The 25785-nt window shown below is 46.9% G+C and carries 19 protein-coding genes; 9 read left to right on the top strand and 10 right to left on the bottom strand.

Going from position 1 to position 25785, the window contains the following annotated elements; all coding sequences use genetic code 11:
* Positions 1–26: 26 nt before the first annotated feature.
* Both AB0L18_RS26410 and AB0L18_RS26405 read right to left on the bottom strand, forming a co-directional pair.
* Complete coding sequence (locus AB0L18_RS26410; RefSeq protein WP_367390324.1) at positions 27–449, bottom strand: VOC family protein; 423 nt, start codon at positions 447–449, stop codon at positions 27–29.
* 193 nt (positions 450–642) lie between these two features.
* On the bottom strand, positions 643–1473 hold the full coding sequence (locus AB0L18_RS26405; protein ID WP_367390323.1) for a mechanosensitive ion channel family protein: 831 nt from the start codon (positions 1471–1473) through the stop codon (positions 643–645).
* Positions 1474–2000: 527 nt separating this feature from the next.
* Here AB0L18_RS26405 and AB0L18_RS26400 point away from each other — a divergent pair.
* Both AB0L18_RS26400 and AB0L18_RS26395 read left to right on the top strand, forming a co-directional pair.
* Positions 2001–2150: a hypothetical protein gene (locus AB0L18_RS26400; RefSeq protein ID WP_367390322.1), complete on the top strand. Its 150-nt coding sequence runs from the start codon at positions 2001–2003 to the stop codon at positions 2148–2150.
* A 10-nt stretch (positions 2151–2160) separates the two neighbouring features.
* Positions 2161–3870, top strand: a complete 1710-nt coding sequence (locus tag AB0L18_RS26395; protein WP_367390321.1) for a sodium:solute symporter — start codon at positions 2161–2163, stop codon at positions 3868–3870.
* Positions 3871–3873: 3 nt separating this feature from the next.
* On the opposite strand, the gene AB0L18_RS26390 is transcribed toward AB0L18_RS26395, so the two are convergent.
* From AB0L18_RS26390 to nagB, 4 genes are all read right to left on the bottom strand, one after another.
* A complete protein-coding gene (locus AB0L18_RS26390; protein WP_367390320.1) occupies positions 3874–4653 on the bottom strand; it encodes a hypothetical protein in 780 nt (259 codons plus the stop codon).
* Complete coding sequence (locus AB0L18_RS26385) at positions 4637–6247, bottom strand: glutamate synthase-related protein (protein WP_367390319.1); 1611 nt, start codon at positions 6245–6247, stop codon at positions 4637–4639. Before AB0L18_RS26385 ends, AB0L18_RS26390 begins: the two co-directional genes overlap by 17 nt.
* 237 nt (positions 6248–6484) lie before the next feature.
* Positions 6485–7558, bottom strand: coding sequence for a LacI family DNA-binding transcriptional regulator (locus AB0L18_RS26380; RefSeq protein ID WP_367390318.1), 1074 nt, complete (start codon positions 7556–7558; stop codon positions 6485–6487).
* 75 nt (positions 7559–7633) lie between these two features.
* The gene (gene nagB, locus AB0L18_RS26375; RefSeq protein ID WP_367390317.1) at positions 7634–9589 is read right to left on the bottom strand and encodes a glucosamine-6-phosphate deaminase; all 1956 of its coding nucleotides are present in this window, start codon (positions 9587–9589) and stop codon (positions 7634–7636) included.
* A gap of 300 nt (positions 9590–9889) precedes the next feature.
* Between nagB and der the strand changes: the two genes are divergently transcribed.
* Genes der through AB0L18_RS26355 form a run of 4 tightly spaced genes read left to right on the top strand, consistent with a single transcriptional unit; the run spans position 9890 to position 13288 of the window.
* A complete protein-coding gene (gene der, locus AB0L18_RS26370) occupies positions 9890–11191 on the top strand; it encodes a ribosome biogenesis GTPase Der (RefSeq protein WP_367390316.1) in 1302 nt (433 codons plus the stop codon).
* Positions 11192–11202: 11 nt separating this feature from the next.
* Positions 11203–11346, top strand: a complete 144-nt coding sequence (locus AB0L18_RS26365; protein ID WP_367390315.1) for a hypothetical protein — start codon at positions 11203–11205, stop codon at positions 11344–11346.
* A gap of 21 nt (positions 11347–11367) precedes the next feature.
* Positions 11368–11952 carry an RNA polymerase sigma factor gene (locus AB0L18_RS26360; RefSeq protein WP_367390314.1) on the top strand — a complete coding sequence of 195 codons (585 nt, stop codon included), beginning with the start codon at positions 11368–11370 and terminating at the stop codon, positions 11950–11952.
* A complete protein-coding gene (locus AB0L18_RS26355) occupies positions 11945–13288 on the top strand; it encodes a carboxypeptidase-like regulatory domain-containing protein (protein ID WP_367390313.1) in 1344 nt (447 codons plus the stop codon). The genes AB0L18_RS26360 and AB0L18_RS26355 overlap by 8 nt, the downstream gene beginning before the upstream one ends.
* 116 nt (positions 13289–13404) lie before the next feature.
* Here the strand turns inward: AB0L18_RS26355 and feoB are convergent, their stop codons facing one another.
* Together feoB and AB0L18_RS26345 are read right to left on the bottom strand one after the other, a co-directional pair.
* A complete protein-coding gene (gene feoB, locus AB0L18_RS26350) occupies positions 13405–15552 on the bottom strand; it encodes a ferrous iron transport protein B (RefSeq protein WP_367390312.1) in 2148 nt (715 codons plus the stop codon).
* Positions 15549–15800, bottom strand: coding sequence for a ferrous iron transport protein A (locus tag AB0L18_RS26345; RefSeq protein ID WP_367390311.1), 252 nt, complete (start codon positions 15798–15800; stop codon positions 15549–15551). The genes feoB and AB0L18_RS26345 overlap by 4 nt, the downstream gene beginning before the upstream one ends.
* Positions 15801–16022: 222 nt before the next feature.
* Here AB0L18_RS26345 and AB0L18_RS26340 point away from each other — a divergent pair, with 222 nt between their 5' ends.
* Entirely contained in the window at positions 16023–17459 is a 1437-nt protein-coding gene (locus AB0L18_RS26340) for a T9SS type A sorting domain-containing protein (protein ID WP_367390310.1), read from the top strand.
* 67 nt (positions 17460–17526) lie between these two features.
* On the opposite strand, the gene AB0L18_RS26335 is transcribed toward AB0L18_RS26340, so the two are convergent.
* On the bottom strand, positions 17527–17886 hold the full coding sequence (locus tag AB0L18_RS26335; protein ID WP_367390309.1) for a hypothetical protein: 360 nt from the start codon (positions 17884–17886) through the stop codon (positions 17527–17529).
* Between the two features lie 347 nt (positions 17887–18233).
* Between AB0L18_RS26335 and AB0L18_RS26330 the strand changes: the two genes are divergently transcribed.
* Positions 18234–20675 carry a PEP/pyruvate-binding domain-containing protein gene (locus AB0L18_RS26330; protein ID WP_367390308.1) on the top strand — a complete coding sequence of 814 codons (2442 nt, stop codon included), beginning with the start codon at positions 18234–18236 and terminating at the stop codon, positions 20673–20675.
* Positions 20676–20997: 322 nt separating this feature from the next.
* Entirely contained in the window at positions 20998–24651 is a 3654-nt protein-coding gene (locus AB0L18_RS26325) for a M64 family metallopeptidase (protein WP_367390307.1), read from the top strand.
* A 232-nt stretch (positions 24652–24883) separates the two neighbouring features.
* Here AB0L18_RS26325 and AB0L18_RS26320 read toward each other — a convergent pair whose 3' ends face one another.
* Positions 24884–25780: an IS3 family transposase gene (locus AB0L18_RS26320; RefSeq protein WP_367390306.1), complete on the bottom strand. Its 897-nt coding sequence runs from the start codon at positions 25778–25780 to the stop codon at positions 24884–24886.
* Positions 25781–25785 lie beyond the last annotated feature (5 nt).

The following is a 25785-nucleotide window of genomic DNA, read 5'->3' as shown; positions in this document are numbered from 1 at the left end:
CATCAACCAACAACCAACAACCATTTTCACTTCGTAGCAAAAATCATGCTTTGATCTTTGAAAGCCTTGAATTCCAGTGCGTTGCCGCTGGGGTCGAGGAGGAACATAGTGGCTTGCTCGCCTACTTCGCCTTTGAAACGAATGTAAGGTTCAATGATGAATTCCTGACCGTCAGCTTTTAAACGTTCCGCCAATGCATTCCAGGTATCCATATCCAGGATGGCACCAAAGTGTTGTACGGGGACATTTTTGCCGTCTACCTGATTGGTGGGACCTTCGGGGAGGCCGTTGTCTACGAGGTGGGCCGAAAGTTGGTGTCCGAAAAAATCAAAATCTATCCAGCGTTCGGCGGAGCGGCCCATTTCACAACCAATAAGGTCGGCATAAAAACTGCGTGTAGCGGCCAGGTCCGTTACCGGAAACGCGAGGTGAAAAGGTGGATTTTGCATGGTCGTTATGTTTACTATTTTAGGGAGAATTAACTTCGCTTCAGGCTTCAGGGGGGCATGGGTAGATGGCACTTGGTAGGGCGCCAAAGCTGGAGTCATCAAAATCCCTGTACCCTGTGTTAAGTGCCTGATAATGTAGAGGTTGCCATTTGAGTACAGCGCCTTTGCTAAATGCCCAAAGGCAAGCTTCATACTATTTTCCAATCGGCCCCAACTCAATACCTTCAGAGTAGGAAACCTGAACATTGTGGCTGTTAAAGGCCGCTTTGATATTGCGATTTACGGCAAAAGTCACTGGCCAATAATCATCAGGGTTGACGTAAGGACGGACGGTAAGAACGATATTATGGCTGTCAAATGTCTCAATACCCACGGCGGGGGCTGGTTCTTCCAGTACGCCTGGCGTATTACGCAGTACATCCATAATAATACTTTCAACCCGAGGAAAGTCTTCCCCGTAAGGCATGGTCACGGCCAGTTCGATCCGAACGTGCCCTTTTTCAGAAAAATTGGTGACGATGTTATCAACGATCTGCCCATTGGGGATGATTAAGGTCTTGTTGCCTGGTGTGACAATCAAGGTGTTGAATACCTGGATTTCCTCCACTCGGCCAAATTTTTCACACACTTCAATCCATTGCCCTACTTTATAAGGCCGGAAAATAAGGATGATGATGCCCGCAGCAAAATTGCTGAGACTTCCTTGTAGTGCCAATCCAACAGCAAAACTGGCCGCTGCCAAAATGGCCACAAAAGAGGCAATATCGATACCAATAATACTGGCAATCAGCAGTAACAGAATTATTTTCAAGCCTACAGAAACGACGGAACTTAAAAATGGCACCAAACTCTCACTGATCCCTGCCGCCTCCATGGCCTTAGCGACGAGGGTGTGAATTTTTGAGATCACTTTCAGGCCAACAATAAGGATGATCAGCCCCAACAATAAAGGAGGTCCGTACTTGAGCGCAAAGTCGATAAGTGTACTCATCCAACCTTCAATTTGCGAAGTATCAAATTCCATGTGTGATAGATTTGCTGCAAATGTAAGCATCACCTTGATTATGAAGGGAAGAATAGGGAGAACAATTAGCAACGGATTGAAAGGGAACAGTTAGGCGGGGAGTAGCCTTTGGGTATAAGAGCATGTTTGGAGCTTGCTTGCACCGAAAACCAAGCATTTAGCAACCTGGCGTCACTCAAAATCACTTACTTGACCCGCCAAGCGCGTGATTTTGAGTTTAGCCAGAACGCTAAATCATTGATTTTCAAAAGTAATCCGCTCCAAACATGCTCTAAATAGATAATGTCTATTGTTTTTACTGAATTTAATTTTACTCATTTAAAAATCTCTTCTTTTTTAATTCTTGAATTACTTGTCATCTCCTTTGATAAAACAGGCAAGTTACCTGTCAAATTCACCCCTGTTTTTTGTCTCGACAGGGCATGGTATTCACAGCAAGCTATGGCTTGTCTAAAGCTTTCGGAAAACCTTCTGCCAAGTGACTTGTTAAAAATTTCTATCTTCACCCACCCAAACCAATCGTGATTATGACTGATCATCCAACTCATTTGGAAAAGGATACCGAAGATGATACTCCGCCCATTCTGGGTAGTTGGCGCAACCTCTATGTGTTGGTGATTGCGCTGCATTTTATTTTTATTGGTTTGCTCTATTGGTTTACCCAAATTCACGCTTAAATTTCCTGGAATGCATTGGCTCGACTGGTTGGTTATGCTGGGCACCTTAGGTGCGATTGTTTTGTATGGTGTTTATCATACCCGTAACATAAAAAGCGTTGAAAGTTACCTGATGGGTGACCGTGATCTGCGTTGGTGGACCATCGGTTTGTCCGTGATGGCTACTCAGGCCAGTGCCATTACTTTTCTGTCAACGCCTGGCCAAGCTTTTGAGGATGGGATGCGATTTGCGCAATTCTACTTCGGTCTGCCACTGGCGATGGTGTTTCTATGTATTTTCGTACTCCCTATCTATTATCGACTGAAGATTTACACGGCTTATGAGTACCTGGAAGGCCGTTTTGATTTGCGTACCCGCACGCTTACCGCCATATTGTTCCTCGTTCAACGAGGATTGGCGGCAGGGATTACGATCTACGCGCCGGCGATTATCCTCAGTACTTTATTGGAATGGCGGCTCAATTGGACGATTTTGGGCATTGGAATTGTGGTGATATTCTATACGGTCATGGGGGGCACCAAGGCCGTGAGTGTGACCCAAAAGCAACAGATGATTATCATCCTTTCGGGGATGTTTATCGCGGCGCTTATTCTCTTGAATCAACTGCCGGAAGGGGTAGGGTTCATTGATGCGGTGGATGTCGCAGGAAAATTAGGGAAGCTCAACGTAGTGGACTTTTCCTTTGACATGAGCAACCGCTATACTTTTTGGTCGGGGATGTTAGGAGGCTTCTTCTTGTTCCTCTCTTATTTTGGAACGGATCAATCGCAGGTACAACGCTATCTCAGTGGGCGCTCTTTGTCAGAAAGCCGTCTGGGGCTGTTGTTCAACGGAATCATCAAGGTTCCCATGCAGTTTTTAGTCTTGTTTGTGGGGATTTTGGTATTCATCTTTTTCTTGTTCGTCAAGCCACCGATTCACTTCAATACAGCCAACCTGGCCATTGTTAAGGAAAATCCGGTGACGGCATCCCAATTAGACTCCCTCGAGTCTACCTACGATGAGCTGTTTACCCAGCGAGAAGCTGCTGTCAATAACATGATCACTGCTTTGGATACGAAAGACGAAGCCACGATCAATGCTTCTGCCGAGCGCCTGGAAGTACTACAAGTGGCTGATGCTGACATTCGGGAAGAAGTAAGATCCCTCATTGACGTAGCTAGTAATGGCACCGCCAAAACCAAGGATACGGACTACGTATTCATCACCTTTGTTATTAATTATCTGCCGATTGGAATGGTTGGCTTGTTGTTGGCCGTCATTTTCTCTGCTGCTATGTCGTCTACGTCTTCTGAGCTCAATGCCCTTGCTACCACCACTGTTATTGACATCTATAAGCGCTCGTTAATCAAAGACAAAGAAGATCATCACTACCTCAACGCCTCAAAGTGGTTTACCATTCTTTGGGGAGCTTTGGCCCTCATCTTTGCACTGTACGCAGACCTTTTCGAAAACTTGATCCAGGCCGTCAATATGATTGGCTCGTTGGTTTATGGTTCGATTCTGGGGATTTTTATGGTCGCATTCTTCCAAAAGCGTATTGGCGGGAAAGCAGTATTCCTGGCAGCGATCTTAGCAGAAATAGCAGTGATAGTGATTTTCTACCTCGACCAGATTGAAGCCGTAAACGTCGCCTATTTGTGGCTCAACCCTATTGGTTGTGGGCTGGTAATGATCTTGTCGGAATTGATTCAAGGGCGAAATAAAGCTGTTGCTTAAAAATCACTTCAGATACCACTCGGTCGCTTCTTGCACAAATTTTAGAATCATCTTCATACTCCCTTTGCCGGGAAGTTGGGTGATGGGCAGTACAGCTCCTTGAAAATGGTCGCTTAGCAGCCAGTGGCCATTTGTCAGAGGCGGCTTTCGGTGATAATCCACCTCACCTTTCTGGGGGTAACCCGATAAGTAAAAATAAGGGGCTTCTACCATCTCGTCTTGCATCGCCAGACCGTAGCCGATGCCCATGTAATTGTCAACAATACAGTAGGTACCCGTATCAAAATGATGGGGCCAGATGCGAGCTTGCCCTTCTTGTTGGAGGAAGCCTAGTAGCGCATTCCCTACCTGATTAGCCATTCGACGATAGTAGCGCCATTCGCCTACGGCCTCTTCAGTGAGAGGCATAAAAATATCGGGATGCTCATATTTAGGGATTTCAAAATGGAGTGGCTCCAAAAAGGTCTGTTCGTCCAATCCTGTTTCCAATAGCTGGCCAGCAATTAGTTGCTCCAACTGGGCCATGGTTTGTCCGGCCAGCTTGGTGATCATGCTTGGCCGCTGACGGGCATCCACCCATTCAAAAGTGCTGTTGTATAGGTGGAACGCCAGTGTTCGCTGCGGATCACCAAAAGGATGGGTGTGGATACGCTGTGCTAGCGCATCAAAATAAAGATTGGTATGACTGTCATCGTCCTGCTTGGGCACAAAACTGCGTCCGGCTTTGGCCAGGATTTGGCAAATTTGGTGGAGCGTTTGGTCGGTGTTATTGTATCCCTGCATAGTTGATTCCGGTTAAGCGGTGCATGGAATAATCCATGGTGCTAAGGTCATTGAAATTAAATTTTCTGACATCGTCATGGCCACAGGCGCGCGCCACAACTTTCATCAATGATGTCGTCGCTTCAAAGAAGTTGTGGAGTTGCTGCGCGGAAGCTTCAACGATCAACCTACTTCTAAGGTCTTCTTTTTGGGTCGCAATACCTACGGGGCAATTGTTTGATCCGCAGGCCCGCATTCCCAGGCAGCCGATCGCTTGCAAGGCGGAATTGGCTACAGCAATAGCATCAGCACCAAGCATCATCGCTTTCGCAAAATCTTCGGCTACCCTTAGTCCACCAGTGATGACCAAGGTAACGTCATTGCTATTACGTTTGTCTAAATGTCTACGAGCTCTCGCTAGCGCTGGGATAGTTGGTACGTTGATATTGTCTCGTAAAATGGTGGGTGCGGATCCTGTGCCACCACCACGGCCATCAAGGATAATATAGTCGACGCCTACTTCAAGCGCAAAGTCTATATCGGCTTCAATATGACTGGCGGCAATCTTGAATCCTACGGGAATACCTCCCGTTTTTTCTCTGACTTGCGCTGCCACTTTTTTGAAATCATCGACTGTACGCAGATCTGGAAAAGCAGCTGGGGAGATGGCTGTTTCTCCTTCGTTAATTCCACGAACTTCAGCTATTTCGGCAGTTACTTTGTTACCTGGAAGGTGGCCGCCTGTACCTGTTTTCGCACCCTGGCCACCCTTGAAATGAAAAGCTTGTGCTTTTTTTACTTTTTCCCAACTGAACCCAAATTTTCCGGACGCGAGCTCATAAAAATAACGCGAATTATTTTCCTGTTCTGCGGGAAGCATTCCTCCTTCACCACTGCAAATACCAGTACCCGATAACTCAGCACCCATTGCCAGCGCCGTTTTGGCCTCTTTGGAGAGTGCTCCAAAACTCATGTCAGAAACAAAAATAGGGATGTTTAACATGAGCGGCTTTTTGGCTTTCGGGCCAATGACGACCTTGGTACTCACCTCGTCTTCGTCCATCAGCGGACGACTCGCTAACTGAGCAGGCAGAAACTGAATATTTTCCCACTTAGGAAGGGTGTTTCGGTCAACCCCCATCGCGGCAGAAGGCCCATGGTGACCATGTTTTTTCAAACCATGTTTTGCCAACTCCTTGATGTACCCCGTGTAAGGTTCTGTGCTTTCCGGATGGGTATCAGCATAAGCCCCTAAGTAAGCATCACGGTCGAAAGGCTGTGGATTGTTTTTTAAGTAATCGTCGATCTCCGCCTCATCAACCCAGACGGTACCGTCTTCAATTTTTGTGGTGAATTTGTGGAGCGCTTCCTCATTGTTGTATTCACTCACGCCAGTGTCATAGCGATAATCCCAACCATGGAGACCACAAATGAGGTTTTCCCCTTCAATGAATCCATCCGAAAGGAGTGCCCCCCGGTGATGGCAGCGCCCGTAAAGGGCCGATACCTTTTCGCCATAGCGAATGATAACCAAATCGAGATTGTTGACAAGTAAATGGGTAGGTTGTTTTTCTTCCAATTCAGATAGAGAAAAAGCTTTTATCGGGTTTTGCATAAAATTTGTAAAGTGATTTAAACTCAAGAAGCATTAAATTTTCGACCTAGCATGTCCGTTGATGAACACTTGGGGTACTTACCCTTGCAATAGACTTTTTTCAGCTTTTGTTCGCTACCTCACCCGTGCTAAGCTGGACTTTTAGGGTAAAGTCTTTCTACCATCTACCAGAAGTCCCCTGTCCGACTAGCCATGCGGGCCTGCCTGACAGTCAGAACAATTCTATTAACCCGGTACTTAAATGACGCCAACGAGAATATCTAAATTGCCCAGATAAGCCATGTTCTCCCGGACAACTATATCCAGTGGAAGGAGTTTGTCGGGGGGGATGGTTGCTTGGCGCAAAAGGTAATCCGATAAGGTGGAAGCACCGAGGTAGCCCTGCGCTTTCGGATGTTGGTTGATAAGGAATTGAAGATGTCCCTTTTGGAGGGCTGCAAGGTTGGCAGGAATAGGATCGTAGCCCACCACCGGTGGGAGATTTCGTTGGCTTGCTACCAGGGCATGGGCGAATAAATGGGCCCGGGAATTGGAAATAAAGACACCACCGATACGGTCATGTTTTTTGCGGATGATGTCCCATTGTTCCAGAATGGATAGCGGCCGATGAAAAGATTTGATCTCTTCCGTTAAAGTGGTAATAGCGATGTCTGTTTGGGCAAAGTAAGCACGGAACCCATGCGCTTTTGCCAGTAAGTGGGGCGCATTGTCGACCTGTTGTTCCAGGTGTAAAATCAGAGGTTGTGTTCCGGGCGGCAGGTGAGCGTGTAGCAAGCGGGCACCCAAAAATCCTGCCTGGTAAGCATCCTGCCCCACGTAGCAAAGGGCATTGGCTTCGGCCAGACGGGTGTTGATCATAACGTAGGGAATTTCCTGCGCTTGCAGCCGCCGCGCCAAATCCATGCCCTCTAATTGAAAAAGAGGTGCAAAAAGAAAGGCTGCCGGCGGTTCGGACAAGAGTTGGTTAGCACATTCGGCGAAGTGGCGGGGGTTGGCCAATTCGAAGTTGAGAATGTTTAATTCCAGACCGAAATGTTGTAGCGAATGCTTAGCCCTCTGCACGCCCTGGTGAATGGCCAACCAATACTCATCCGTATCAGGGTAGGGGAGTAGTACGGCCATGGTCAGGGTTCGATTGTAAGCCAGGGTACTGGCAATGAGATTACGCTCATACCCCAACTCCTCCATCGCTGCCTTTACCTTCTCACGAGCCTTTTCGGAAACATCACCTCGCTGATGAAGAACACGGTCGACCGTACCGGTAGAGACGCCGGCCTTGGCCGCAATATCTTTGATCCGTATTCTTTTCATGAATTGTTTGCACTGTTTCCAAGTCCTAAAGTACCACTATTTATTGGTGGAAAGTTATGTTTCTGTATTCCGAGACTATTCCGCAACGGGGAATTGCCATCGCTGAAAAGCCTCCATGGCCTCGTATTCTGCAAAACCCAAGTCGCGGTACGTCTGAGCGGTTTCCCGGTTGCGTGCTTCGGCTCGTTCCCAAAATTCACGCTCGTCATTGCCGGGAAAGGGTGGCTGGTCTTTTTGTGACTGGTGCATGTAAATGGCTTTCCGCTTTTTTACAACTTCTTCAGGACTCAATGGTACGGCCATTTCAATCTCGTGGATAGGCCACTCCTGCCAAGCACCTCGGTAAAGCCATAGCCAACAATCTTTCATCCATTTTTCATTGGACAATTCCTGAAAGGCCGCAGTAATGATGTCAAGACATACCCGGTGTGTACCATTAGGGTCAGCCAGATCACCCGCCGCAAACACCTGATGAGGGCGGATGTTGTTCAAAAAGGCTTTCGTCTGGTCTACATCAGCAGGCCCCATCGGATTTTTTCTTACCGAGCCCGTCTCATAAAAAGGAAGGTCCATAAAGTGAATCTGGCTATCGGGCAAGCCGCAAGAGCGAGCACCAGCGCGGGCTTCACCCCTCCGAATCATCCCTTTGATGCTACGTACTTCGGGGCTGTCGGGTACCCCCGTTTTCTTGCGTTTGAGGTCTTTTCTTGCTTTTTTGAACAGCTTGCTGGCCGCTTCGTTGGTGAGTTCATAGGTGTTGCCAAACTCTTCCATGAATTCAATGAATCGCAAGGCATCATAATCGTGTACAGCAATGTTACCGCTGGTCTGGTAGGCAACGTGCACTTCATGCCCTTGTTCTACCAGCCGTAGAAAGGTACCCCCCATACTGATGACATCATCATCGGGGTGTGGACTAAAAAGGACCACCCTTTTTTGAGCGGGTTGACTGCGTTCTGGCCGGTTGGTATCGTCCACATCGGGCTTACCTCCCGGCCAACCCGTGATGGTATGCTGTAGGCGATTGAAGATTTTTATATTGAGGCTGTAAGCGGATTCATAAGTAAGAATGAGTTCACCCAGACTGTTTTCTGTATAGTCTTCGTTGGTGAGTTTCAGGATGGGTTTTTTTAGTTTTTGGGAGAGCCAGATCACGGCTTTGGCCGCTAGTTTATCGTCCCAGTTGCACATACCTACCAGCCATGGGGTTGCTATTTTGGTAAGCTCTTCCGCGGCGGCTTCATCTACGAAGAAACGAACATTGGGGTGGTTTTGTAAAAATGATGAGGGCAGATTGGGCGTGATGGGCCCCTCTACGGCATCTCTTACTACGGATGCCTTGTGTTGTCCCCAGGCAAGCAGGTAGACGGTGCGCGCCTGCATGATAGACTGGATGCCCATGGTAATGGCCCGGTAAGGAACATCTTCCAGGGTGCCAAAATCCTTAGCGGCATCTTTGCGTGTCAGGTTGTCAAGGCGAACCAGTCGGGTGACAGAGCTTTCCCATGATCCTGGCTCATTGAAACCGATGTGCCCCGTACGGCCAATCCCCAGTAGTTGGATGTCGATTCCGCCGACCATTTTGATTTTCTTTTCGTAAGCCTCGCAGTAGGCTCCGACCTCCTCAAGTGGCACCGTACCATCAGGGATATTGATATTTTCCGCAGGAATATCAACATGGTCAAAAAGATACTCATGCATAAAATGCACGTAACTCTGCTGGGCGGTGGGTTCCAGCGGATAGTATTCGTCGAGATTGAAAGAGATGACGTTCTGAAAACTCAATCCCTCTTCTCTATGGAGTCGGATCAACTCTTGGTAAACCCTGATGGGGGAAGAACCGGTTGCTAGCCCCAATACAATGTTTTCTCCTTCTTGCTGGCGTTGCCGAATCGCCAGGGCAATCGACTGGGCCACATGGCGAGAAGCCTCTTCAGGAGAGGTCCATATTTTAAGCGGAATACGCTCTACAGATTTGAAAGCATACTGTAAATAACTATTGGTGTGACCATTGGTTTTGAGCAGGGACATAAGGATTCTTGATTAGGTTCCAGCACAAAGGTAAGGGAAAAATTCAAACCGTGTGCGCACACGGTTTGGTTTGTGTGTTAAATTTTAGCTGTTTTAGCTTGGTCAGCACCCCCTCAAAAACTTAGGAAGTGAAATTTATCGGAACGTATTCCCAAATCAACAAACAATCATCAATAAATAGGAGATCAACCATCGAACCATCAACGATCAAACAATCCAACCTTTTTCCGTACCTTTGCCCGCTGTTTTGGGATTTGCCAAGAAGTGCTTATTTTCCCGAAGCATTGAATAATAGAAGAAATGGGAAATATAGTTGCAATTGTCGGTCGCCCCAATGTGGGTAAATCTACTCTCTATAATCGTTTGATCGGAGAGCGGCAGGCTATTATTAATGATGAAAGCGGAGTGACCCGCGATCGCCAATACGGTATCAGCCACTGGAATGGCAAAAACTTCACCGTCGTCGATACGGGTGGTTTTGTTCGCAATTCTGATGATGTTTTTGAAGCGGCTATTCGTTCTCAAGTGGAAATCGCTATCGAAGAAGCATCCGTCCTCATCTTTATGGTGGATGTGACTACGGGCCTTACCGACCTCGATGAGCAGATCGCCATTATGCTGCGCCGTACCAAGCAGCCCGTCTTATTGGCGGTCAATAAAGTTGATAACCATCAGCGCCAACTCGATGCCAATGAGTTTTGGAGCCTGGGTTTTGAGCATACCTATTTTGTCTCTTCCGTCACGGGTAGCGGTACGGGAGAAATCCTAGATGCGCTCACGGAATTTATTGTGGAAGAAGAACCCGTCGTAAGCGATCTACCCCGACTCGCTATCGTAGGGCAGCCCAATGTCGGGAAATCGAGCCTCACCAATGCCCTGCTAGGCGAAGATCGCAACATCGTTACTGATATTGCGGGTACTACCCGAGATTCCATCAATACGCACTACAATAAATTTGATAAGGAGTTTATCTTAGTCGATACTGCAGGAATCCGCAAGAAAAGCAAGGTACACGAAGACCTGGAGTTTTACTCCGTCATGCGGGCCATCAAAGCCATTGATGAGTCGGATGTTATCATCTTGATGATCGATGCTACCTTAGGCGTAGAATCGCAGGATATGTCCATTTTTCGCCTCATCCAAAAGCGTAACAAGGGCGTCGTTATCCTGATCAATAAGTGGGATTTGATGGAGAAAGAAACCAATACTGCACGTGATTATGAAAAAGAAGTACGTCGCCGTATCGAGCCTTTCACCGATGTACCCATCGTCTTCGTTTCTGCCCTCGAAAAACAGCGCATTTTTAAGGCCGTTGAAGTAGCATTGGAAGTCTATGAGAACCGCAGCCGTCGGATTTCTACTTCGGTACTCAATGATAAAATGCTTACCGCTATCGAACGTTATGGCCCTCCCGTACACCGTGGGCGTGTTGCCAAAATCAAATACGTCACCCAGTTGCCGATTGCTTACCCTGCATTCGCGTTTTTCTGTAACAATCCTAAACACATCAAAGACAGTTACAAAAATTACCTGGAAAACCAGATCCGTTTTCATTTCAATTTTACCGGGGTACCCGTCAGCGTGTTTTTTAGGAAGAAATAAGGTCTGGGGTCGTGCCTGCATATAGAGAGGAACGAAAAATAGACCCCGATTTTGCTTGGCAGTCCCATTTCTATGATCATATTATTCGTGATGATGCCTCGTTTAATCGGATCACTTCCTATATTGCCGAAAATCCGGCCCAGTGGAGCCGTTAGCGGCCGGGCAAATGAGTTTGCATGCTACGTTTTTTACGTACCCAAAAGGAGGAGACTTCAGATGCTGACTTGCTGGCACGCTTCCAGCAGGGTGGAGATCGTCAAGCCCTGGCGGTGCTGTTTGACCGTTATATCGAACTCATTTACGGCTTAAGCCTACAGTATCTCAAAACACCTACCCGAGCTGAAGATGCAACCTTGGCCATCTACGCAGAATTGCAGCAAAAACTGCCTCACCACGAAGTGAAGTATTTCAAAAACTGGCTCTATACCTTTATTCGCAACCATTGCTTGATGCAATTGCGTAAGGAGAAAAAAATGATCACCGTCAATTTTGATCCAGCGTTTATGCAATCTGATGCGAGTTGGCATCTAAGTGACGGCCCATCTGAAGAAGAGGAACGACAAACGGCCCTGGATTTTTGTTTAGAACAACTAAATGAGCAACAAAAAGCCTGCGTCCAGTTGTTTTACTACGAAGGCCATTCTTACAAAGACATTGCGACAATGCGCAACGAAGACGTCGGTAGAATCAGGTCGAATATCCAAAATGGTCGCCGTAATTTGAAAATTTGTATCGAAGGACAGGAACAGCGGAATGAATAAAAAGGAACAACATATCAGGGATTTACTCCGACGTTGGACCACGGGTGAAATTACCGCCCTGGAAGAGGCTGAGTTGTTGGCTGCCGCTCAGCATGACCCGTTCCTGGAGGAGGCACTGGCTGCTTATCAAGCTCAAGCCGAGCACGATCATGCGGCACATCTAACGCGTATCCGAAAGGAGACCGCTCGTCGTGCTCCCGTTACTCGAAGCATTGGTCGATGGACGGCCGTCGCTGCTAGTTTGTTGTTACTGATTACCGTTGGTTGGTGGTCGTTGCGTCAACAAGCTACATTGGATATGGCTCCCGTAGCGATGGAAGAAGCTGTGGTCGAAGAACAAATCACTTCTGACACTAGGGAGGCAACCGCGCCAGCAGCTGCCATAGCAGAAAAAGAAGAAATGGCCAGTGAGGCTGCTGCTCCTTCTGCACCTATTGCCGGCACTACACAAAAAGAACCACCATCGGAGCCTATTGCTCCTCCCACCAGCTATGCTGCCGAGGCGCGTTCTGCCGAAAATACCGCTAAAGATCGCGCACAGGAAGAGGAAAGACAGCGAACCGCAAAGCTGAGCACTACACGCCTTGACTCCGAAGCGTTTGTTTTGGAAACCAGGGATGAGGCACCTGAAGCCGATGAATTGATAGTTGTGCCACCAGCTTCGCCGCCACCAACTTCGCCGCTTACCATAGATTCTCCTGTTCAAAGCCAAACCTATAGCCGTCGCATAGACGATCCTACCCGGATCACCAATAGTGGTGTGCCGGTGTCTCCCCAAGGCTACCGTGTCATCGAAGGATACGTTACTGACACCGAAGGTTTCCCTTTGATTGGAGCAAGTATCCTGACGCCAGGAGCTGCCAATGGTACCGTGACTGACCTGGATGGCTATTACCGGATTACGGTTGCCAAAGAAGTCAAGTCATTGTTGATAAGTTACACGGGCTTTGAATCCACCCAAGTCAGTATTGATGATAAGGAGCAACTGGATGTTGCTCTTGCTGAAGGCATGGCACTGGACGAGGTTGTGGTAACTGGACTTGGTACTAAAAAACGGGTACAAGCTGCTATTGCTGAAGGTACAGCTCAACCTGTCGGAGGTTTCAGCGCATTACGTGATTACATTGCCTCCAATACACCAGCAAATACGCCTCGCAGTAGGATAAAAGTTCGTTTTCTAGTACAGGCGGATGGCCGTCTAACCGACTTTCTGGTCCTTAAAAGTACCAATGTCGGACAGAATAGCCTGGCGATCCAGCTGCTCCAACAAGGCCCAAAATGGGAGATTACCGAAGGGGATGGCCCCGTAGAAACCGACTATGTCGTCAGGTTTTAGAAGCCGCTCTACTCCATAGCGTCGGGTTTCAAACTCGACGCTATGGAGCGGGACAGCGGACAGTCTGATACAGGGAGAAGGCACGACCCCAAATAAAATTAGGACAAAATATATCTTTACGCCAACCACTGATACACCGCGAAACTCGCCAGGTAAGCTATCCCTGTCATCAGGAAAAACTGAAAAATAGGCCATTTCCAGCTTTTGGTTTCCCGTTTCACTACCGCTAGCGTACTCATGCACATCATGGCAAAGACGTAGAAAATGAGCAGAGAAGCAGAGGTAGCGGTGTTGTAGACCCGTTCACCAGTAACCTGATTACGCTCGTTGGTGAGGCGTTCGATAATGCCTGATTGATCGTCGTCATCAGCACTACCGACACTGTAGATGGTCGCCATCGTTCCAACAAAAACTTCCCGAGCAGCAAAACTACAGATAATGGCGACGCCCATTTTCCAGTCGAACCCAAGGGGTTTGATGACTGGTTCAATGTATTTGCCCATTTGCCCAGCATAACTGGCTTCTAGTTTCAGAGAAGCTTCGAGGTCTTCCTTGGCCTGGGTGTCAAGATTTTGAGCAGTTGCAATAGCTGTCGTTTGTACTTCTGCTGCGGCCATTTTCTCAGCAGGACCATAGCTGGCCAGTGCCCACAGAACGATAGAGATAACCAAGATTACCTTACCGGCTTCAAGGACAAAGCTGCGTACTTTGTCCCATACATTTAAGCCAACATTGCGGAAAAGTGGCCGACGGTACTCAGGCAATTCCAGCAGGAGGGTGCTCCGCTCTTCGGTTTTTAAAATGTACTTAAAGAAAAGTGCAGTGCCTAAAGCGGCAAAAATCCCTAGCAAATAAAGCCCCATAAAAGCCAGTCCCTGCCGATTGAACAATCCATCGCCATTGCCAGCAGGTACCACAAAACCAATGAGCACCACGTAGACGGGTAAACGTGCGGAACAGGAGATAAAGGGTGCGACCAATATGGTGATGAGTCGCTCTTTCCAATTGGCAATCGTACGGGTACTCATGATCGCAGGAATGGCACAGGCACCACTAGAGATGAGAGCGACCAGGCTACGACCGTTGAGGCCAAAGAAATGCATGAGCGCATCAAACATGTACGCCGCTCGAGCCATGTAGCCTACCTCTTCCAAAAGGTTGATCAGGAAGAAAAGAATAGCGATTTGCGGGATGAAAATTACTACACCGCCCAAGCCTGCAAGGATACCATCCGTCAATAAATCCGTGACCCAGCCAGCGGGTAATGCCGCTTTTACCACCTCATTGAGTTGGCCGAAAATCCATTCGATACCATCCATTGGGTAGCCGGCCCAGGCATAGATGGCCTGGAAGACAAAAAACATCAACAGCAGAAAAATCAAAGGGCCAAATACCTTATGCGTAAGAATGCGGTCTACTTTTTCGGTAAATCCTGGGGTATCGGTGGCTGTTTCCTTGATCGTTGCTTTAGCTACGGGCTCAAACTGATCGAAGCGCGCCATGGTTTCCTGCACTTGATGGCGAAGGGCTTTAAAATCGTATTGTTTGACCACCGCTTCAATCAACTGGCGTTGTGCTTTAGAAAGATAGGGCAGCCATTGATAATGATGGGCGAGTAAAATGTTTTGGTAGGTCGTATTCGCTGGAAATGAATCTTCCAGTGCTTCCGCCACTTGTTTTTCAATATTGCTGGGGCGGTAAAAAGAGGAGGAGGAATTTACTGAAGTTTCATGAATAACTTGATGAATGTAGTGTTCAAGTTGTTGAAAACCTTCTCCACTATGACTGCTGAGTACGACGACAGGGGCACCGATTTTTTGGCTCAACAGTGCGGTATCAACTTGCCGCCCACGTTCTTCCGCCATGTCCGCCATGTTGAGGCCCAGGATGGCAGGCAAGCCCAAGTCTCTGATTTGAGTGAAAAGCAAAAGATGTTTCTCCAAGCGGGTAAAATCAGCCACATATAGAATTGCATCAGGGTAGTTCTCGTCTAAAGGATTGGCCAAGGTCTGTACGACAATCTTTTCGTCCTGAGCAGTAGGGTAGAAGCTGTAGGCTCCGGGGAAATCAATCAGACTTATTTTTTCACCACTGGGGAGCTGATAGCTGCCGAGCTTTTTATCAACCGTAACGCCGGGGAAGTTGCCTACCTTTTGCTGGAGACCAGTCAGCCGGTTAAAAACACTGGATTTACCACTGTTCGGATTACCAATTAAAGCTAGACGAAACGGACGGGAAGAAGTCTGGGAGTAACTGTTGTTCATTTGCGGATTACTATCGCCTCAAATTCTGTTTTTCTTAAAGCCAGGAAGTGATGATCAATGGCTAGGTAAAACGCACCTGAGAAGGGAGCACGACGAACATAACGGATTTTGCTACCAGGTAATACCCCCATCGCCATGAGGTTGGCGGCCAGTTCTTGGGAAGAGAAGCCGACAATAACCCCTTCCTCACCCGGCTGAAGCAGGTAAGCGTTGGGTTGAACAATGGGTGAGGATAAGATAGCCGTCATGTTTTTCTTGTTTTTACTTCTTTTGCAAAAAGTAGCACTGTAGCTTGTTCATCATCAGGAGTTGTCCTGTTATTTGGCAAAGGTACAGAAAGTTTCTTATTTAGATTGAATCTAAGTAGAGACTACAAATTTATTACTTTAGCTTGACTATCTTTGGTGATAAGAATCACCACTAAGAGAGAATAAAATAGCTTTCTTTTTTCAAAAAAAAATATATATCTGATGAATTCTACCAGTGCTTATCTTACCATCTTACTGAGTGTTTGTTTTTCGCTAGCTGTTTCTGCTCAGACCTTGGTGAGTATTTCCTATAAAGGACAACGCAGTCAGGAAGTACTTACACAACAATACGGATTTCTGATTCAGAATGGGGTAGAGTTATGGAAGATTACCTATACGACGCCGGATGTTTTTAATCAGCTGGATACCGCTTCAGGTTTGCTGATTTTACCCGTACGGGACGAAACAACAATTTATCCAACGCTAATTTACCAGCACGGTACGGTAGATGGTCCACAGGATGTACCCTCCAATTTGCAGGGTGGATACCAATTGGGTTTGGTTTTTGGGGGCTTGGGGTATGTCACTTTAGCACCAGATTATTTGGGAGCTGGCACCTCGCGTGGCTTTCATCCTTACGTGCATGCGGCGTCTGAAGCTTCGGCGGCAGTAGATATGTTGAGGGCGGTGCGTGGTTATGCCTCCCAAATTGATTTGTTGCTTAATGACCAACTCTTCGTCACGGGGTATTCTCAGGGAGGGCACGCCAGTATGGCACTGCACCGGGCATTAGAATTGGAGTTGGCCGATGAATTTGACTTGACAGCTGCCAGCCACATGTCTGGTCCTTACAGCATTAGTGGGGTCATGCGGGAATTGATGGTAAGTGAAGAGCCCTACAATTTTTTGGCTTATCTGCCGAATACTTATCTTTCGTACAATTATGTCTACGACTTTTATGACGATTTGGAGCAGTTTTTTAAGCCAGCCTACACGACGGCCATCCGTAATTTTTATGAAGGAAATATCGGATTGGGTGCGCTAAATAACTTTTTGATCACAAATCTCACCAATGAATACGGAGCACCGATAGCTCGCTATATGCTCCAGGATAGCATTGTGACTATCTTGGAAGAGGCAGACCCCAATCATCCAGTCATCGAGGCTTTGGCGAATAATGATACCTACGAATGGGCACCCCAGCAGCCTACCCGTATTCTCTATTGCACGGCGGATGACCAGGTAAAGTACCGCAACAGTATTGTGGCCGATTCCGTGATGCAAGCACTCGGCGCGGTAGATTTGATCACATTTGATGTTAATCCTACTGCTGATCATGGTGGCTGTGTGGAGCCGGCAGTCATCCAGACCGCCTTGTTTTTTAACAGTTTTGCCGATTGGACAGTGGATACTAGAGAAATAGGAGACGATTTGGCCGTACGCGTTTTTCCTAATCCCGTTAGAGAAAAGCTGCAAATTTATGATTTACAAGAAGCTGCAGAGGTGAGAATGCTCAATCAGCAAGGGCAGTTGGTATTGTTCAAAGAATTATCTGCTGGCCAACAAGAACTGATGATCAATACCCTTACCCCAGGAATTTATTGGTTACAAATTCGTACCCAATCAGGACAGGCGGTTAGGAAAATGATCGTAGAATAAAAAAATACCCCGTGGCTATCATTTAGCAGCTACGGGGTATTTATCTCTTTTAGAGATGCAGATAGATTTAACTTAAATATACCAATTCTGCATTAGGGAGTTGGTAACGGTCCAATAAGCTTTGGACAAAAGCCTTGTGCCCACGGGGAGCCAGTAAGTACAATTTTCCACCTTTCATGGACGCCAAAGTACTGAGCAACTTCCATTTTGAAACCATAGAAGTGGTGTTTTCATTCTTCATGGCAATTTCAACGTAGAATTTTTTAGCCAACCTTCGCCCAGTGATATCAGGGATGTAGGAGATGTCTTCGTCAGCACGTTGAAAAGTTCTTGGTGTTTCAAAACCTTCAAAGTTGGCTTTCATATCAGAAAGGCGAAGGCTCTTTGCCCAATTAAGAGCGTCGGGGAAATAATCTATTTTTTCCATTTAGATGAAGTTTATTTTGATTAAGGTATTTGAAGGTCAGAGGCTTTAATGGCCTTTGCTTTACACGTTTAGCTAGCTGAATAGAGTATACCCAGGCAAGTGTAGCGCTTACAAGGGAATGAAAATTGGCGACAGCGCTAATCTGGAAGCGAAAGCTGAAAGGAAGAGGTGTTTTGAAGCCTGCATACTAATAAAACAAGACAAGCTGATAATTTGTTTATTTTCAATGAATTAAATCTATTGTGCTACACTGTGTTCCTAAGGTTTCGGGGCAACCCAACCCTTTGGCATGGAAAGGAAGTCTTGCCTTTACAAGTCCTTTTTAATCATCACCAAGACCTTTTCGTATGTCTAAGCCCTTGAGTACAACTATCCTTTTTGTTTTATTCCCCCTTTTGTTGAGTGCTCAAGCAATTTACAGTGGGCGTGTTCAAGATGTTGCGACTGGGCTCCCCATTGCTGGAGTACAAGTGGATTTATTGAACAGTTCGTTGACACAAAACGCTAACCTGTTTGGTGATTTCCTTTTGAAAAATACGGGAATTGACAGTTTGGTTCCCCCACGAAACAGTTATCGTTTTTACAATAACGCGATGATTTGGGAAGGTGAATTTCCCATTGGATTAGAGATTTATGCCATTGATGGCCGTTTGGTTCGCCACGAAAGGAATCTGGGCAATGCGGGCAGTTATTTATTCCCAAAGCTGCCTTTTGGGATTTATTTACTAAGGGTGAGCACGGATGAAGAGATACAAACGTTTAAGGCGTTTTCCAATGGTGATCGTACCTCTATAGCGGATAAGGGGGCTGTCTGGCACCGTTCTTCAGTGGCTCTTCAACCTGATACCCTGTTGTTGAGCAAACAAGGCTATTATCCGCGCCAAATTCCATTGGTGGGTAAGGATACTTTTTTGAGAATTAATCTCTTAAAGAAGGAAAACGATGACCTTCATTATTTCAATGAACTCATTGATCCTATTGCTTTTGATCTGATCAGCAGTCTCCCTTCCAGAACCAATGATGGTGAAGTAGCTTCGGTCAAAATCATTTACAATCAGGAGGATGGGTTGATGTATTACATGAACACCAAACGCTACGCCTTGCATTACACGTTTGCGCAGGCTCAACTGGGCTTTGATCAGGGTAACAACGTTTTTAATCAGACACAATACCGCCGTAACGACGGGCGCTATCTTTTTCCCGCCAATCTCAATTATTATAAAAATCAGGACAAATACGTGCTGTATTTCGTTGCCGCCAATGAGGTGAATTGTGAAGATGTTCAATTGCTGTTTGACAAAATACTGGCAACTTCCTATCTAGAAGGTAAGTTGTTTCTCTTCGCGAATCGTCCGGAATTTAATGCCTGTGATGTCCCCAAAATCACGCCGGAAGAACTCTATGAGGGACAAAACTACCAAGCGCTGAACCTGGCAGAAAACTATGGTTACCTCAATAAAGTACCGCTAGAAGATTTGGAAGAGACCTACCTTGGGCGTCATGACATCGTTTTGCTCAATGGGGTACCCAATGATGTGTCAGTTGTAGCGGGCATCATTACCACCGAATTTCAGACACCACTCAGCCATATCAATGTACTCAGTCATAACCGGAATACCCCTAATATGGCGCTGCGAGACGGTTGGGACAATGAAAAACTCGACGCTCTGCTCGGACAATTGGTGTACTTGAGAGTAGCGGCTGATTCTTTCGAGATACGTCCCGCTTCCCTTACGGAAGCAAATGCCTTTTGGGCACAAAATGAACCGCAGGACAGTGTCATTCTGGATAAGAATACGACCATGCAAGGGCTGGTAGACTTGGAAACTGCTGATTATACTTTTGTTGACATCATTGGTGGTAAAGCCGCTATTTTTGCTGAAATCCTTAATACTTCGGTCAATGGACTGCCGATCCCTACGCCGGAGTCTTCTTTTGCCATTCCTTTTTATTACTACGACAAACACCTCAAAGACGCAGGCTTGGATGTATTTCTGGAAGAAATGTTGGCCAATGAGCAATTCATCAATAACCCATCTTACCGTCGAGCCCGCCTCAACGATTTCGAAGAAAGAATCAAAGACGCACCCCTTGATGAAACATTGATTTCGTTGGTGGAAGCTCGCATTCGCAATTTTGCTGATTTTCCGTCCTTCCGATTTCGATCCTCCACGAACGCCGAAGACCTGGAAGATTTCTCTGGCGCTGGCTTGTACAGCTCCTATTCTGCCAAAGCCAATGACCCAAATAAAACCATTGAAGCGGCCATTAAAAAAGTATGGGCCAGCCTCTGGGATTGGCGTGCTTTTGAAGAGCGGAGTTACTACAAAATAGCCCACACTTCTTGTGCGATGGGCATATTGGTGCACCGTTCTTTCCCCGACGAAGATGCCAATGGGGTCGTAATCACCAAAAACTTGTACAATACCAATCCCGGGTTTATTATCAATGTACAATACAAAGAATACAGTATTGTGTTTCCAGAACCGGGTATCCTACATGACCAGATCATGCTATTTACGTGGTCCATCGTGCCCGGGCAGCAGTTTACACCGGAATACCTGACATTTTCCAATATCCCTGAATTGAACGGCCAAACGGTGCTGACCAATGCGGAATTGATGGAACTGGGTAACTACTGCCTGGCCCTCAAGAAGTATTTTTACCAAAATGTCCCCCATGATTGCAATTGCACCGAGCAGGATTTTGGACTGGATATTGAATTTAAAGTAGACTCTCAGGTGAGTGAACGGAAGATTTATATCAAGCAGGCAAGGTTGTACAAGTAGGGCGAGCTTTTGTAGGGGAGGGGGTAATCGTACCAATACGATCATACGATTGGCGTCAAAGTCGGAGATCAGAAGTCAGAGGTCGGAAGTAGTGGGATATACGGAGACCAAGAGGAGTGTACATCACTAGGTAGACCTAATAATACCCACTTCCGACTTCCCCCTTAACTCCTTACCCTGATCGTACCAACACGATCATACGATTGGGGGGGTGATCGTACCAATACGATCATACGATCAGGTGGGATGATCGACAAATACGATTATACTTTCCTCTCAGAGACTCTTCGTAACTTAGCAGCAACAAGACTACTTATCCTCCATGAGCCACAAGATTACCTTCCGCCCAGCGCTTTGCCTGATTCTCTTTTTGCTGACTTTGGCTACGCCGCTGATTTCCCAAGACATCGGGGCCATTCTGGCCGTTCAAGAAATTGATACCATGCTCTATTCCGGTGCAAAAGACAACCGGATCAATTGGGTGATTCAAAACCGTGGGGATTCTTTTAATGACAAGGAGGATTTTACCACGCTTTATGAAAATAACCTTTTGAAGGCTTTCGAACAAGGGCACGAGCTGGCCCAAGTGCCTTACGCGCAGTACCGTAATTTTTTCAACCTCTATACCTTTTGGTGGCCCGATGCGCCAGACGATAATACCGGTTGGACTTTTGGTACGATCCAGGCATTACGCGATGCGGTATTTCTGCCTTGGGCAAATGATCGCACTGGATGGGTAAGCTTTTTCTCTTCTACGAAATACGGCGGCGGTGGTGGTGCCGGTCTCAACCGGGAAGCCAGGGTAGGGGATGGCAAAATGTACGGTATGGGGTGGGAGACCTTCCTGCACGAGTTTGGCCACACCATGCCCGGTTTGTTGGATGAATATTCGGCCAGCGGCGAATGGTCGAATAGCCAGTGTTGGGAAACACCCAATACTACCGGACAGCTCAACGTTGAAGACATTCCCTGGCGCTTGTGGATTGAGCCCGGAACGCCAATTCCTACACCTTACACAGCAGTCTACCTGGATAAATTTGGGGCCTTTGAAGGTGCAATGACCAACTACTTCGGATGTCATCGCCCGACGGCCCGCGGCTGTTTCATGGGTGCCGGAGGCTTTGGCGAGGATTATGGTTTGGAACTGTGCTCTCCCTGCATTCAACGCGTGATTTGCTATCTGTACAAATACGTTGATGTCATTGAAAATCCACAACCGGCTACCGGCGATCTGATAGTAAATGGTACGGAAACCCTCACTTTTTCTGTAAACGTAGTAAAACCTGAGCCCAATACCCAAGCTTACGAGTGGCGGCTAAACGGCAAGGTCATTGCTACGGATACCGAAACGGTTGAGGTGACTTTCGACGCTTGCGATAGCTATGAGCTGGTTTTTTCAGTGCGGGATAACAATCCATTGGTCCGATTTGATCCCAAATTTGCGGATACCTATCCTGAACCCTATCAAGAACTCAAATGGACAATCAACCAGGCAGCGGTGAGCACTTATACACTCGCGAGCACCCCCTACGTACAAGGAGCCGATTGTTCAGGAACGGCCAACGGCTGGGTAGATTTTTCCATCTCTGGAGGAGAGGCGCCCTACGAAATTTACCTCGATGGTGAAGCACAAGCCAATCCTGTTACGAATCTCCCTGCGGGTGATTATACCTTCTTTGTGGTGGATGCCAATGGTTGTGGAATCAAGGAGGAAGTCAGTATCATGAGTGAGCCGTTACTCAACCCAGAGATATGTTCTTCCTATGCAGATGGTAATTGGACTTTGACATTGGAGGACGAGATTTACCCCTCCGCAGCTTTGAATTATTTGTGGTCTACTGGGGCTACTACACCTACCATTGAGGGTTTGCCGGATGGTGAGTATTCTGTTACGGTAGCTGTCGGCTCGGGTTGTTCAAAAATACAAAGCATCAGCTTGATGACAACGGCCGATCCAATTGCGGTGACGGAGATGGTCTTTCCTTCCGGCCTGGACGTCGCTTCGGGGAGCATTTATCTGGATATTACGGGAGGGCAACCTCCTTATACCATTGATTGGTATGATCAGCCTAATACGGATCTTACCAGCCCATCGCCCAGCAGTATCCTGGTCAGTGGCACCACTTGGGGGCATGAGCCCGCATTTGCTTTTGACGATGACCTGAATACCAAATGGCTGCACGCTATGGCCACCAATACTTATATCGGTTATCAGTTAGCAGCACCCACGCCGGTAAGCTATTACGTGATCACTTCGGCCGATGACGTGCCGGAACGCGATCCTAAAAATTGGCAATTTCAAGGTTCCAACGACGGCACAAATTGGACGATACTCGATCAGCAAATAAACCAAAATTTTACCAGCCGTTTTCAACGTAGGAGCTTCGTATTTAGCAATAATGTGGCCTACCAGTATTACCGTTTATTCGTACAGGAAAACCACGGAGACATCGCTACGCAGTTGCAAGAGCTGGAAATCGTTGGTACGGATGCGACGGCCGACTTTGTCCGCAATCACCTGGTTCAAGGTCAGGCTACCCGAAAAGACCTGGTGGCTGGGGCTTACCGTTATGTGGTTAAAGATGATAACCAGACGGCTTCCGTCAACACCCTTTTGGTAGGGTATACAGCACCATTTACGGCTTTAGACCTGGTAGTGGTTCAAGATGGTGATTGCCAGGTTAGGATAGCAACTCCTTCAGCCGATCATACTTATTATTGGTTTGCGGATGCCAAAGCAACGCAGCTTTTAAATATCGGCACGACTTTTCAACCGCTTTTGTCTGGGAATTACTACGTTGCGGCAGTCAATAATTCCACTGGCGCGCTCAGTGAAAATATCCAGGGTTTTGCCGTCATCGTGCAAACGACACCCGATGTTGAAGCCTTAAGTGATACAGAACTAGGGATTGTTGATCCCGATCCGGCATTAATTTACCATTGGTACGATCAGGAAAGTTGTGGTACGCCCATTCATACCGGAACTGTCTTTGCTCCTCAAGAAGCCGGCTTCTACTATGTAGCAGCCCAGCGACCACCTAATGCCATTGTTCCTCAAGATCCAGGCACCATTCCCGGCCTGATCATTCGCATGGATGCCGCGGATTTAAACGGCGACGAGACCATTGACAACCCTCAATTACCTACGAGTTCGCTGTATGGTTGGTCGTTCAGTAATGGCAATAGTTGGGCCGATGACAATTGGTATGCCTATCGTTCAAATTACCAAAATGGTCTGGGCGTCGCCGATTTTGCGACCATCTGGTTACAGCGCATTGCGCAAAGCGAGACAGGCTACCAAACCATCTTAATGGCTTACGAAGAAAACCCGATCACTTTCCCAAATCGTGCTCCTTTCGAGGGCCTTTCGGTCAATATCCCTAGCCATTCCGATCCTACCCAACTCTACAGCAACAGTGCCCCAGCGCGTACCCTCAATGGCACCACTTATCTCAACGGGGCAATAGTGGATCCACTAATTACCGCCAATCCGCTGGAATTTTGCATTCTAGGCACCGTCATGACGGAAAGGTCTTTCGACGAAGTCTACTACACGGATACCCAATGGGAAGGAAAAATCGGAGAGTTAATCTTGTACGATCGCGCGCTCACGGAGGTAGAGATGCAAGCCGCTTCGGCCTACCTTCGTACCAAATGGATCAGCACCGCCGACCTGGAGAGCCCCCGCAGAACCCTCAACTGGGATGGCATGGCCCTCGATAATGAAACCTTGACGGCTACAACGCCCCTGTTCATTCACCCCAATCCCACCTCTGGTAGGTTTACCGTATCCGGCTTACAAGCCCAAGCGGATATCCAAATCGTCTCCCAGGCAGGGCTTATCGTCCAAAATATCCAGTGCTTGCCCGGACAAAACCATCTGGATATGCAGCATTTATCCGCCGGCCTTTACTTCGTAAAAATAAAAGAAGAAGGAACCGGTAAGGTAGCGGTGGTGAGGATGGTGAAACTGTAAATACCCTCTGTGCCTATGTGAAAAATCTATTGTGTGTCCCGTCCTGAAAAAAGTTGACACTTAAACTGGTCGTCCTAGAATAAGTTTACATTCACGAAGTTAGTCCTAAATTAGGTTGTCAACAAATACTGTTAGTCCTAAACTAGGTTGTCTATTGAATCCGGGGATAAAAGATCTAAGCGAGGTGTAGTTTACGTAACCGTAGCAGATTTTTATCCCCGGATTCAAGTTTTTAAGCTGATGGAATATTATCATCTTGCTTAGCCTTCCATCTTTTCTTTAATGGGCCCGTCATTTGATGCGCTTGATCCGGAGTCAAATAATCACAACTTGAGTGAGGACGAATATGGTTATAGCAATATACCATCCGAGCTATTTTTTCCCTTGCGTCAGCCAGGTTTTCAAAGCGCTGATCCATTAAGAATTCACCTTTGAATATACCGTTAATGCGCTCCGCAACAGCGTTCTCTCTTGGGTCACCATCTTGAGTCATACTGATCTCTATATTTGATGCCTTGAGCCGATCGGTATATAAAGCAGAACAATATTGCACTCCTCTATCAGAATGATGAATGAGTTGCTCCTCTCTATTCTCCCATTGAGACAAAGCTTGCTCAAGGGCTACCTCACAAAACTTCGAACTCATGTTATCATCAACGTTATACCCAATTAATTTATGGGAATAAGCATCAGTTATAAAGATAACGTAGTGCCACTTATCACCAACATTTATGTAAGTAATATCACTAAACCACAACTGATTAATCCCCAGGGAATTAAAGCTCGATATTAGGCATTTGTACTTGTAAAAATGATGCCAACTGTGCGTCGTTCTCCTACTCCTGCGCCGAGGCCGAATAAGCATATTATGAACCCCCAGTAGCTCAAAAAAACCATCACGACCCAACTTTATTTGATGCTTCTCCAAGTCTTTTCCAAGCATAAAATACAGCTTTCTTACTCCAACTCGGGGAAGATTCTTTCGTATTGATTTTACCAAATCTAGGATAATCCCAGCTTCCAAGGCTTGCTTTTCCTGATGTTTTTGACGCTTATAATAAGCTTGTCTTGTCATACCAAACAGCTCGCAGATAGTACCAAGGCTAATATCCTGATACGCCTGCTTCATCAGGA

It is taken from the genome of Lewinella sp. LCG006 (assembly GCF_040784935.1).
In the GTDB taxonomy this organism is placed as follows: Bacteria; Bacteroidota; Bacteroidia; order Chitinophagales; family Saprospiraceae; genus Lewinella.
Note: the sequence above shows the minus strand (reverse complement) of the source record. Positions and strands in the feature narration are given on the sequence as shown.